Raw genomic sequence first — 12,286 nt, forward strand, 5'->3', positions numbered from 1 at the left:
GTTTTTTATTTTTTAAATAACAAGACCATTACTGGTCTTGTACATCAGTTAAGCGATCAAGTTTTTTCTGGAAATAATCACCTTGTAAGAAACGTGCTTCCACATTCCATGCATTTGCAAATAGGTTCATATCATTTAAGTTAGCCAATAAAATTCCAATTGGTTTTACAGTCAGATAGTTCAATACCTTTTCTTGCAAGTTATTCAGACCCTGATCTGAACTTAACAAATCCGTTTTGCTAGACTGTAATTTTACAAGCTGAATATCAAGCTGCTGTAAAATTGAATCACTATGCATAGAAGAAGCAAAATCTCGAATTGAAACTTCTGCACCATGTTGGCGTAAACGACCAATCAGCGGCTGAACGGTTGGAAGATAGTGCTGAAGTGCTTGTTCTGAAAACTGCAAAATCAACGGACTTTCAAGTTTGCTACCAATAATGGTTAGCAGCTTTGAAATCAGCTCTGGGAATGATTTATCTTTCAGCAAAATATCAATATTCAGGTTAATAATGAGTCTTGCTTTAGGATACTGAGCAATAAAATTATGAAGCTGTTTACATGCTTCAACCAATATCCAGCGATCTACTTGAATTGAAAGCTCGGCATCTTCTTTTAAGTCAGCTAAGTCGTTTAAATCATGCCATTGTTCATCAGCAATAAAGCCACTCGTCACTTCATAGTTATGAGTTTCTTCATCATGTTTGTCATACACTTGCTGATACTTCAAATGTATCTCACCTTTAGCGAGTTTTTGTTTTAACTGCTGTAGCAAAGATGACTGAGAACTCACCTCGAAATGTTCAATCGTTAAATCTAGAGGAACAGTTTCAACAGTCGGTGAAACGATTTTTTCTTCAATTGGTGCTATTTCAAGTTGAGGTGTAACTTGAGGTAGATTCTGCTTTTCAGCTTCATTGAGTAATGAGCTAAAAGAAATCTCAGTGAGTGGTTGGTTAAGCGGAGCATAGCCAAGCTTTAACTGTACCGAGAAGTTTTGTTCATTCACTTTTAACAAGTGTTCTTTTTGCAAAGTTTGTAGACTTGTTAACTGCGAATTTAAAACTGAACTATTTTCAGCTTGTAAAATCCCAGCATAAGTTCCCAAATCGACTTGGAAAATTGGCATTTGAGCATGATCTTTTAAAAAACCATGAAGCTGATTGAAATATAGTCCCAACGTCTGCCAACCTTGTTGAAAGAGGCGTTCTGGGCATTGCGCGAGCTTAAATAACACTACAGCATTGGCTTGCGCAGGATGGGTTGATAAATGTCGATTGATTTGTTGCCAAGCCGTACTTAATCCGACACTTTTTTCAGATGGAGACGTGTTTGCTGGAATGCTTAAATCAACTTGATAATCGATGGTCAGTTGTACAGCGTCTTCTTCTTGGCTTGGAATAAATTCCAGTTTCAAAGCGTTATTACCAGAAATAGCTTGATGCTGACTTTGAATTTCAAAACGAGCTTGATCAAACTGACCTAAAGAAATTTTCTTAAATCGTTGTTTGAAAATATTTAAATCGTTCGGTTGTAAGACATCCAAGATTGGCAAACCAATAATATCTTCTTCTTGCTTAAAGCCAAAAAGATTAAGGTATTCAGGATTTGCCTTAATATGTATGCCTTCTTGAAAAATAGCGACTGCTTTATGGCTGTTGTCGACTAGAGTTTGCGTATGACTATGAATGGTATCAAGCTCTGCTAACAAACGTTGTTCCGTTTGTAAAAGGCGGCTATACGATAAGGTTCGAACAAGTGTGATGTAGAAATAGTCCAGTGGTTCTAATGGAACTACATCGTAAATACCTTTTTGAATATAGCTTTGGTATTGCTGTGTTTGATAATCATCTGGTTGCAAAAGTAAAATTGGAAGCTGCGGCTGTTCTGACGCTTGAACGAGGGAGAGAGTTTGTTCAATTTTCAAATCATACGCGCGGCCAAAAATAATCACATCCCATGATGTATTGAGCTGCTTTTCAAAACTTTTTAAATCATCAAGTAATAAAGCATTAACTTGATATTGATTCCCCGATAAAAGATTTAAAATTTGGTTATAACGTAACTGGTTATCATCAATAATGAGTAAACGTATTTCAGTACGTCTTAACTTTTTAGATAGTAAAGAGTTTCTCACTTTAATGCTTCCCATAAATCTTGACTATTCGCGTTACTATTCTTTTTCAACATGAACTGATCAAGCAAATGTTGTTGCTGATCATTTAAAAGTTCAAATTGAAATTGAATAAAACTCTGAGTAATGAGTTGTGCTTTGAGTAGATACACTTTGATTTCTTCTGTCCCCAATCGTAAATGAATTGTTTGTTGCTCTCTAAAAATTTGAGACCCCGGTAAAATAAGCGTGTTTTGTATTTCTTCTAAGTTTTGAGTTTGTAGTAATAGTGCAGGGTGATAATTACGAGTATGGCGCTCAGCCTGAATATGTACAGCACAAGGGAACATGGCTTGTGAAAGAATTTCTAAACCCAGTTCCAAACTTTTTTCTGTTGATTGTTTAATCCAGCGAATCACACCGCCACGCCACTGACCATGTAATGTTTCTTTAACTAAAATATATTCGCCAGTTCGTAAGTTTTTCGGAGCTTCACCAGACCATTTAATACGATAGCCATTAACACTGATATCAAGCACTGTGGTTTGATAAATGGTTTTACTTTCACGGCTTAAGCGTTGGTAAGAGCTGGTTTGTTGCTCTTTTTTCTCTAGGTTTGATAAAACCTTCGATTCACTTTGTAAATTATAGTTATTGTTGAGTTGGAGCGTTTCTTCAAAGTTCTTTGCTTTAGATAGATAAAAATGTGCGGTAGTTAATCCGAAGCAAATTTGGAGAGCAGCATTATATTCATAACGTTCATGACGGCGCTGTGCGGTCGTGCCTAAAATGGTTTGAACGTGAAACTTTAACGCAGGGCTTAAATAAATTTTTTCGTTTTTAGACATGTACTGAGCATTTTTATGCATGGTGGCAGTAACATGCTCAAGCAACGCTTGAGTGCTAATAAAAATGCTTGGATTGAAATTTGAGCTTTGTTTTTTGTTATATACCGGTGGATGGTCTTTAGTCGGGTCGACCACATACTTAGTTAAAGCACTATCTTTAGGTAAAATTTGAATCATACGTGCCCAGTCAAAACTACACTGGAATAGCGCTTGAATTTCCGATTGACGAATCTGATTGGTATTAAAAATATCTAATAAAATAAGCTGAGCGTATGCCTGCGTAATATTGGCTAAAGGATGCTGTACGCCTTGAATATGATTAATATTGGTTAAATGATATTTATATTGGACTGCGGTTTCATAAAGTTCATGAGCAATTAACCATTGACCTTTGACAGGTTCGCTATAGAGCATGTGCTGCTGATATAAAAGGTTGGTGAGTTGCTGCAATGCATGGAAAGTCGCCAAAATACGCGCAGTTTGCAAATTTTTCTTTTGTTTAAATGAAAATAGAGAAAACTTCTGTCTTTGTAGTTGTCCGTGGCTTGTCCTTGCGATATTCAAATAAATACTCGCAAAATAACAACGTAGAAGCATTGCCAGTTCAATAATGTGCTCGTTACGGTCTGTACTAATCACACCTTGGTTAAAAAAGTTTTTTTCTAGACTCGCCAAAACATTATTAATGGTTGGGTGAAGTGTTTGAATTAAATCGAAGCGAAGCGTTTCACTGCAATTTAATTCATTCAATTCCAAAAGTGCTGTAAATAACGCCTTTGAGGTATCACCCAATTGCATAATAGAAAGGGTAGTAACCCATTCATTAAGGTCTTTAATATTGGCTTCACAAAAGCTTAACCGTTCACGAGTAAGTGCGGTTTGATTGTGAAAAATGTCCGAAAGTGCATTATTCATCATCACTTATTATATAACTCAAAAAGTTGTAGCCCCAAAAAGCGGTGTTTTATTCTTTTCGCCCGCAATTTCCCTGACGAGTTTAGGAACCAAATACCCCGGTAGGCTCGCTAACACGTCTTGATATATTGCATCTATTTCAGATGGTATTAAATCAAAATGTTGTGCACCTTTTACTTTATCTAAAACATGTAAGTAATAAGGCATAACGCGAGCTTCAAATAAACGATAACTTAAATCAACGAGTGTCTCGGCAGAATCATTAACACCTTTAAGCAACACCGCCTGATTAAGTACAGTAATGTGCTCGTCAGATAACTGCAACAATTTTGAACAAGTAAAGTCATCGAGTTCAGAAGCATGGTTCGAGTGTACCACCAGAACAATACGCAGCCTACTGTTTTTTAATAAAGAAATAAGCTGTTCGTCGATACGGTTTGGAATAACAATTGGAACGCGTGAATGAATTCTCAGAATCTTCACTTGTTTGAGAGATGATAAACGTTCCAACCAAAGTGCTAATTTTCGGTTAGACAAAGTAAGTGGGTCACCGCCACTTAAAATCACTTCATTAATGTCAGGATTCGCTTCAATATAATTTTTAATGTTTAGCCAATCGTCATTTTTTGGCAAATTTTCCTGATAGGGAAAGTGACGACGGAAACAGTAACGACAATGGACTGCACAGGCACCTGTCAAAGTCAGTAAAAAACGTGATTTATATTTGTGTAATACACCCGGTAACTGGTTAGCTGCTTCTTCACCTAAAGGGTCGGTTACAAACTCAGGATGTTCTTCAAGTTCTAAATGATGAGGCAATACCTGTAGTAAAAGCGGGTCAAGTGGGTTTTTAGCGTTCATTTTTCCGACGAACGCGCGAGGCACACGTAATTTAAACTTTTCAGAAGCTAGAATCGCACCCGATAATAGCTGATCTGAGGATAACTCGAGTAGGCTTAGCAGTTCAGAAGGATCAGTAATAAGGTCACTGAGTTGTGATTGCCAGTTTTGCTCTTGGTATAAATAGTTTATCATTTGACACGATTAAGATAATGCAACAACGCATTATATCGCATAGTTGACTTGTTAAGTTTGGAGTGTGCCTTTCATGGCCTATTATTCTACAAATGATTTCAAAGCTGGCCTTAAGGTTATGCTTGATGGTAACCCATGTTCTATCATGGAAAACGAATATGTAAAACCAGGTAAAGGTCAAGCGTTCAACCGTGTAAAATTACGTAACCTTAAAACCGGTAAAGTATTAGAAAAAACTTTCAAATCAGGTGACTCTTTAGAAGCAGCTGACATCGTTGAAGTTGAAATGGAATACCTATACAACGATGGTGAAATGTGGAACTTCATGGATCCTGTATCTTTTGAGCAAATCGCTGCAGACAAAGTTGCAATGGGCGATGCTGCTAAATGGTTAAAAGACGATTCAAATGAAAAATGTACAATTATGTTGTTCAACGGCGTACCTTTAACAGTAAGCCCACCGAACTTCGTTGTATTAAAAATCGTTGAAACTGATCCGGGCGTACGTGGTGATACATCTGGCGGTGGCGGTAAACCAGCTAAGCTTGAAACAGGTGCGGTTGTTCGTGTTCCGTTATTTGTTCAGCAAGAAGAAAGCGTTCGTGTAGATACTCGTACTGGCGATTATTTAGAGCGTGCATAATAGTTAAAAAATACACTATTATCGAAGGGATGATGTAAATCATCCCTTTTTTTATGCGAAAGTATAAGAGGAAAAAAGAAAAAGGAGGAGTAGAGTCACAGGGATTAAGAGAAACAGTACATAACAATATAAAAATGCTGTAGTTATTTATTGAGAGGTTAAGAATGGACACAATGCAAGCGAAATCTACGCTTCCCTCCAAGCTGGTCTGGAGCCTAGTGGCAATTATAGGTGCAATTTCTTTTGGGATGCTGGCACTTAGTCGTGGTGAACATGTTAACGCGGTTTGGCTTGTACTAGCTGCAGCATGTGTATATAGCATCGCATATCGATTTTATAGTCTATTTATTGCAACTAAAGTATTTGAATTAAACCCAAGACGTTTAACCCCAGCACATCGCTTGGCCGATGGTCTGGATTATGTTCCCACCAATAAATATGTGCTTTTTGGTCACCACTTTGCTGCAATTGCTGGAGCAGGGCCGCTAGTTGGACCAATTTTGGCTGCACAAATGGGCTTTTTACCGGGAACCATTTGGCTACTGGTTGGTGTGGTTCTGGCAGGTGCGGTACAAGACTTTTTAGTTTTATTTATATCGACACGCCGTGATGGTCGTTCACTTGGTGAAATGGCAAAGCAGGAGCTTGGTTCTTTTGCTGGTATTGTGGTAATGCTCGGTGCGCTCGGGGTAATGATTATTATCCTTGCAGTACTGGCGTTGGTGGTTGTTAAAGCACTTGCACACAGTCCGTGGGGTGTCTTTAGTATTGCAGCAACCATTCCAATTGCATTGTTCATGGGCGTTTATATGCGCTTTATCCGTCCGGGACGTATTGCAGAAGTTTCAATTATTGGTTTTGTTTTAATGATGCTGGCAATTGTCTATGGTGGACATGTTGCAGCAGACCCGTACTGGGGTGAGTTCTTCACTTTAACTGGTACACAACTCACTTGGTGTCTCATCATTTATGGTTTTATCGCATCGGTATTACCAGTTTGGTTGTTGTTAGCACCGCGTGATTATTTATCTACCTTCCTTAAAATTGGGGTGATTCTTGGTTTGGCGGTGGGCATTATCATTGCATTACCTGAACTAAAAATGCCTGCTGTAACTCACTTCATTGATGGTACAGGTCCAGTTTTCTCAGGTAGTTTATTCCCATTCCTATTTATTACCATTGCCTGTGGTGCTATTTCTGGTTTCCATGCGCTTGTATCAAGTGGTACAACACCAAAACTCGTCGATAACGAAGCTGATATTCGTGTGATTGGCTACGGCGGTATGCTTATGGAGTCTTTTGTCGGGATCATGGCAATGATCTGTGCGACAGTTTTAGATCCGGGTGTGTATTTTGCGATTAATGCACCAGCGGCGGTACTCGGCACAACTGTAGAGTCTGCGGCAGAAGCTGTACGTAACATAGGTTTTGTCGTTACTCCAGAAATGTTGACAGTGTTGGCTCAAGAAGTAGGTGAAAGCTCTATTCTTTCACGTACAGGTGGTGCGCCTACCTTTGCTATTGGTATGGCTCATATCATTTCTGAAATTTTTAATAGCCGCCAAATGATGGCATTTTGGTATCACTTTGCCATTTTATTTGAAGCATTGTTTATTTTAACTGCTGTCGATGCCGGTACTCGTGCTTGTCGTTTTATGGTGCAAGACACGGTAGGTATTGTTATTCCTGCGGTTAAAGCATCAGGTTCATTCTTTGGTAATTTGGTTGGTACAGCCGTTGCAGTTGGTGGATGGGGCTTCTTCGTCTATCAAGGTGTGATTGACCCACTTGGTGGTGTTAATTCATTATGGCCTCTGTTTGGTGTTGGTAACCAAATGCTGGCTTCAATGGCACTCATTTTAGGTACAGTCATTCTGTTTAAAATGAAAAAAGAAAAATATGTATGGGTAACGATTATCCCAACTATTTTCTTGTTCGTGACCTGTATGACTGCCGGTTGGCAAAAGATTTTCCACGAAAACCCAAAAATTGGTTTCTTGGCGCAAGCGCATAAGTTCTCTGATGCGATTGCTCGCGGTGAAATTATTAAACCAGCCAAAACTATTGCTGAGATGCAAAACATTGTGATGTCGAATCAGATTAATGCTGCGCTTTGTGGCTTTTTTATGATCGTTTCGATTGTCATGATTATTGCCTCAATTGGTATTGTTCGCCGTGCTTTAGCGAGTCGTACTCCGACTGTAAATGAAGCACCTGCGGTATATGCCGATCCTGAAGTGGTTACCACTCGTGGAGAGTAAAGATGAATTTTAAATTTGCAAAAAATGGAACTGTCATTATTGCGAAAATCATCAAAATGACAGTGCTCTCGCAAAAAGAGCTATTACTTTCTCCAAAGAATTGGTCGCGTATAGCAACCTTGTGGCAGCGTTTGCAGCAAAGCTTCCGACTGATGGTTGGGGTTCCAGATTATCAAACGTATTTGGAGCACATGAAAGCCCATCATCCAGATTTAACACCTATGGATGCAAAGACTTTCTACCGTCATTGTGTTGATGTGCGTTATCCATCGGCAGGCGGTACTTTAAAGAAATGCCCTTGTTAAATTGAGAGTTAAATTCAGCTAAACAAAACGGTATGTGGTTGAACCATGTGCCGTTTTATTTTTTTGGAAAATGAAAAAAGTTTGCTTAAAGTCTGCTCATTTGTATTTTTTTCAATGGCAAATCTCTTGTTTTGCTTTTGAAAAATGAATATTATGCTTTCCATTCTAGGTGTATAGCTCAGTTGGTTAGAGCGCTACGTTGACATCGTAGAGGTCTCCAGTTCGAGTCTGGATATACCTACCAAGATTCGCTGTTAAATCAGCAATTTAAAAAACCGCCTTAAATGGCGGTTTTTTATTTTCGGGGAATTAATTCACGCCTTAATGTGGATAAGTACGAAAATTAATCAAGTTTAGAATTCAAATACTATGAGGGTAGACTAATTTTTGTGTTTATAGTCCTCCTTATTATAGGAAGTAATATCTTATTGATTATTAATGCTCTTGATTTTTATATTTTGATCAATGATAGTGGGCTATAGGTGTTAGTGCTTTTTAAATAAGAATAATAATTTCATATCAAGGAGATATGGATGAGTTCACATGAGATTGGACGTCAAAAAATGTCAGCAATGACATTGGGTGCTTTAGGGGTAGTTTTTGGTGATATAGGTACTAGCCCACTTTACGCTTTTACCCAATGTTTTCATACCTCACATAATGTTCCTATAAATGAAGCGAATGTTCTAGGTATTTTATCCTTGATTTTTTGGGCACTGATGATCGTGGTGTCCTTGAAATTTAGTATGTTAATTATGCGTGCTGATAATCATGGTGAGGGCGGCATTTTAGCTTTATTAGCTCTTAACATGCACAATAAGCAAATTGGGCCTAAAGTGCGCTTTGGGTTAATTACAATTGGTTTATTTGGTGCTTCATTATTTTTTGGCGATGGCATTATTACTCCCGCTATTTCAGTATTGTCAGCAGTAGAGGGATTGTCGGTAGCAACCCCTATTTTTACACCGTATGTGATACCAATTACGATTGTGATTCTAATTGGATTATTTATGATCCAGAAAAAGGGAACTGGATCCGTAGGCCGTTTTTTTGGACCTATCATGCTACTGTGGTTTTTCTCAATAGGTTTTATTGGCCTATCTCACATTATCAAGAACCCTTATATCTTGAATATGCTTAATCCATATTGGGCTCTTCCTTTCATTGAAAATAATCCCGTGACTGCATTTGTAGTTATGGGAGCAGTTGTATTGACCATTACAGGAGGAGAGGCGCTATATGCGGATATGGGCCATTTTGGTCGTAAACCAATTCAATTGGCTTGGTTTTTGGTTGCGCTACCATGCTTGGTATTAAACTATGCAGGACAAGGTGCATTGATTCTGCAAAACCCACAGGCCATCGATAATACTTTTTTCATGATGGTACCTAAAATAGCATTATATCCTATGATTGCTTTAGCAACTGCTGCGACAGTAATTGCCTCTCAGGCAGTTATTTCAGGTGTGTTTTCTATGGCACGTCAAGCTATGCAATTAGGTTATTTACCACGTTTTGCGATTGACCATACCTCTGAATCTGAAATTGGTCAGATTTATATACCAGCATTGAACTGGATGTTGCTTGGTATGATTATTAGTTTAGTACTTATGTTTCAATCTAGCGCTAATCTAGCTTCGGCTTATGGAATTGCAGTAACTTTGACTATGTTTTGCGATACGATTTTAGTTGCTTTCATCATGTATCACTTATGGAAATGGCCTTCGTGGGTTATGTTGTTAATTGCGATACCTTTGCTAATTCCAGATCTCCTCTTTATTGCTTCAACTTCACTAAAAATTGTAGATGGCGGCTGGTTCCCATTATTGATGGGTGCAATCACTTTTATAATTATGACAACATGGCGCCGTGGACGTGAATTACTACTGAACAAGTTGCAAAATGACACTATGCCATTAGATTTATTTATTAAGAGCTTGGAGTCTAGTGCTTATATGGTGAGTGGAACGGCTGTATTTATGACAAGTAGTCCAAAAGTTGTTCCTCATGCTTTATTACATAATTTAAAACATAACAAAATACTTCATGAACGTAATATTTTGATCACTATCAATACTCGTGACATTCCATATGTAGATGAATCAGAACGTATTGATGTCGAAGTATTAGATAAGCATTTTTTACGTGTTAGTGCTTATTATGGATTTAAAGAGCAGCCCAATGTACCTCAAGCATTAGAACAAGCTTTAACTAAGTTGAATCAACCATATAACATTATGGACACAAGCTTTTTTGTATCACGTGAACGTGTAATTCATAACGTAGGTGATGGTATTGTTTCATGGCGTGAAAAACTATTCATTTCTATGCAACTTAATACGAGTCCTGCTAGTGATTTCTTCCAGATACCAGCTAACCGAGTGGTAGAAATGGGAAGCCAAGTAGAAATTTAGGGATGCCTTGATTGATTTTATATGTGTGAAAATAAGAGACTTTATTAAAGGCTTAAATTTAGAAGATTTAAGCCTTTTATTTTTATGAATTGGGCGAATGATAATAAATAAAAATATACATATTTGTCTATTTTTATATAAACTCAAATAGCTTTACATGACTTAAAAAGCCCTAAACTATAATGGTTTAGGGCTTTTTTATTGCTTTGTATAACGTTCTATGAATAGTACTTTGATAGGCATACTCTTTAGATTAGTATACATGGCATATTGAGTTATTTATGAATGATTCTGCTTATGCTGTTGGGATAAGTTTTTATATTTTCCCATGCTTCTTCAATTTTGTTTTTATCAGCGCTTATGATTGTTACTACTAGAGATGCTAATGCTAGAAGTAGCGTAGCTATAGTTAGCCATTTCATTCTATTTTGTAGTAGGTAATTGGTTTCTGTAGTTATTGAATTGAATTCTAGTTCTAAAAGTTTTTTTAATGATTCAGAGTTTTTTATTAAAAGTTCAGAATAGAACTTAACTCTATGTTGAAACTCAACATCGTATTCTGTATTGGAGAGTTTACTTGCTGATTTAAAATTATATTGTTTAATGGCAAGAAATATGTAGCTATTTTCAGATTCAAAATTTAACTCTTGAAATAATCTATTAATTTGAAAATCTAATGTATTCGCTTTCAAAATATTATTTTTTATTTTTAATAAATTAGATTTTTTTCCTTTTAGATTACTTTCTCTGATTATTTCTAATTCTTTTTTATAGGTGTTGATAGCAATTAAGATCATTAAACTTTTAATGAAATAGTTGTGATGGTTTTCATAACCCTCATCATCTTTCTCAAACTTAAATACTCTTATATCTTTTATATTTTCAATGTAGTAGTACTCATTTTCATTAGTAAAACAACTAGAGCTATTGATAGAAAAAGATTGTGAGTGTAGGAAGCTAAAGTTTCTTCTTATAAGTTCATCATTAGAGCGTTTAGAACATATTTTTTTGATTGAAGTTTCGTATGTATTATTCATTGATAGAACGGTGTTTTTATCTATTTTTAGAAAACTGAGTATCCAATCTTCGAAGTATTCAATTTTTTTATTTAAAGCTTCATTAAACTTATTTGCTGATGATTCAGCTTGGATAGATGTTCTTTTTAAGAGAAAGTCTTTAGAGCTTACTATGATATCATTTTCAGAGTAAAAATTTTTATATATATCCCTGTAAAATGAATTATCTAAAAAAAAATCAAAACATAAAAAAGATGTAGATGGAACGATTCTGTGAATAGTGCAAGAAATATAATCTGTATACTTTGGAAAGTTCTTTATCTTTATTCCATTAAATTTAGCTCGCCAGTCAGTAGATTTTTCATCAAATATATGACCAAGGTTATGCCAACCACGATGATCTAGTATATTTTCACTTTCAACTAACCTTTCGAAGTGAGAAAAAGAGTCTAGTCTACTAAATTTTTTTATGAGTACTTTATTGATAATTTCAAATTTTTCAAACGTATATTGAAGTTTAATGGTTAGTTTATGGCCTGTAATTTCTATTCCGACAGGTTTTTCATGAGAAATATCTTTTAGTCTATATTCAGCAGCTATTTTATAGCTGTCTGAAAGATACTTAATACGGTCTATTCGCCGTAATAAATTATTCTTAAGAAGTGTGTTACTGATTTTCATGTACGTAACTCAAATTAAAGTGCTTTGAAAATTTTTATAAAAATAATTTTTTTTA

The 12,286-nt window shown here is 36.4% G+C and carries 8 protein-coding genes and 1 tRNA gene; 5 read left to right on the forward strand and 4 right to left on the reverse strand.

The window, feature by feature from the left end:
• Nucleotides 1-28: 28 nt before the first annotated feature.
• Genes I8T81_RS05455 through epmB form a run of 3 tightly spaced genes read right to left on the reverse strand, consistent with a single transcriptional unit; the run spans nucleotide 29 to nucleotide 4,911 of the window.
• The gene (locus I8T81_RS05455) at nucleotides 29-2,137 is read right to left on the reverse strand and encodes an EAL domain-containing protein (protein ID WP_198072287.1); all 2,109 of its coding nucleotides are present in this window, start codon (nucleotides 2,135-2,137) and stop codon (nucleotides 29-31) included.
• Nucleotides 2,134-3,879 carry a hypothetical protein gene (locus tag I8T81_RS05460; protein WP_025465158.1) on the reverse strand — a complete coding sequence of 582 codons (1,746 nt, stop codon included), beginning with the start codon at nucleotides 3,877-3,879 and terminating at the stop codon, nucleotides 2,134-2,136. Before I8T81_RS05460 ends, I8T81_RS05455 begins: the two co-directional genes overlap by 4 nt.
• Before the next feature lie 15 nt (nucleotides 3,880-3,894).
• Nucleotides 3,895-4,911 (reverse strand): EF-P beta-lysylation protein EpmB, encoded by a 1,017-nt coding sequence (epmB, locus tag I8T81_RS05465; RefSeq protein ID WP_004700170.1) that lies wholly within the window; start codon nucleotides 4,909-4,911, stop codon nucleotides 3,895-3,897.
• Between the two features lie 73 nt (nucleotides 4,912-4,984).
• Between epmB and efp the strand changes: the two genes are divergently transcribed.
• The 5 genes from efp to I8T81_RS05490 all read left to right on the forward strand — a co-directional run bounded on the left by efp (nucleotide 4,985) and on the right by I8T81_RS05490 (nucleotide 10,534).
• On the forward strand, nucleotides 4,985-5,554 hold the full coding sequence (efp, locus tag I8T81_RS05470; RefSeq protein ID WP_004700171.1) for an elongation factor P: 570 nt from the start codon (nucleotides 4,985-4,987) through the stop codon (nucleotides 5,552-5,554).
• Between the two features lie 164 nt (nucleotides 5,555-5,718).
• Complete coding sequence (locus I8T81_RS05475) at nucleotides 5,719-7,815, forward strand: carbon starvation CstA family protein (protein ID WP_198072288.1); 2,097 nt, start codon at nucleotides 5,719-5,721, stop codon at nucleotides 7,813-7,815.
• Between the two features lie 2 nt (nucleotides 7,816-7,817).
• A complete protein-coding gene (locus I8T81_RS05480) occupies nucleotides 7,818-8,120 on the forward strand; it encodes a YbdD/YjiX family protein (protein WP_002052430.1) in 303 nt (100 codons plus the stop codon).
• Nucleotides 8,121-8,287: 167 nt separating this feature from the next.
• A tRNA-Val gene (locus I8T81_RS05485) sits at nucleotides 8,288-8,364 on the forward strand.
• 289 nt (nucleotides 8,365-8,653) lie between these two features.
• Nucleotides 8,654-10,534, forward strand: coding sequence for a potassium transporter Kup (locus tag I8T81_RS05490; protein ID WP_198072289.1), 1,881 nt, complete (start codon nucleotides 8,654-8,656; stop codon nucleotides 10,532-10,534).
• A 275-nt stretch (nucleotides 10,535-10,809) separates the two neighbouring features.
• On the opposite strand, the gene I8T81_RS05495 is transcribed toward I8T81_RS05490, so the two are convergent.
• Nucleotides 10,810-12,231: a hypothetical protein gene (locus I8T81_RS05495; protein WP_198072290.1), complete on the reverse strand. Its 1,422-nt coding sequence runs from the start codon at nucleotides 12,229-12,231 to the stop codon at nucleotides 10,810-10,812.
• Nucleotides 12,232-12,286 lie beyond the last annotated feature (55 nt).

The organism is Acinetobacter seifertii, assembly GCF_016064815.1.
GTDB lineage: Bacteria > Pseudomonadota > Gammaproteobacteria > Pseudomonadales > Moraxellaceae > Acinetobacter > Acinetobacter seifertii.

What these genes read in the sequence shown, in the direction of transcription:
- I8T81_RS05460 (WP_025465158.1), bottom strand. Translation starts at nt 3,879, where the DNA reads ATGATGAATAATGCACTTTCGGACATTTTTCACAATCAAACCGCACTT.
- epmB (WP_004700170.1), bottom strand. Translation starts at nt 4,911, where the DNA reads ATGATAAACTATTTATACCAAGAGCAAAACTGGCAATCACAACTCAGT.
- efp (WP_004700171.1), top strand. Translation starts at nt 4,985, where the DNA reads ATGGCCTATTATTCTACAAATGATTTCAAAGCTGGCCTTAAGGTTATG.
- I8T81_RS05475 (WP_198072288.1), top strand. Translation starts at nt 5,719, where the DNA reads ATGGACACAATGCAAGCGAAATCTACGCTTCCCTCCAAGCTGGTCTGG.
- I8T81_RS05480 (WP_002052430.1), top strand. Translation starts at nt 7,818, where the DNA reads ATGAATTTTAAATTTGCAAAAAATGGAACTGTCATTATTGCGAAAATC.
- I8T81_RS05490 (WP_198072289.1), top strand. Translation starts at nt 8,654, where the DNA reads ATGAGTTCACATGAGATTGGACGTCAAAAAATGTCAGCAATGACATTG.
- I8T81_RS05495 (WP_198072290.1), bottom strand. Translation starts at nt 12,231, where the DNA reads ATGAAAATCAGTAACACACTTCTTAAGAATAATTTATTACGGCGAATA.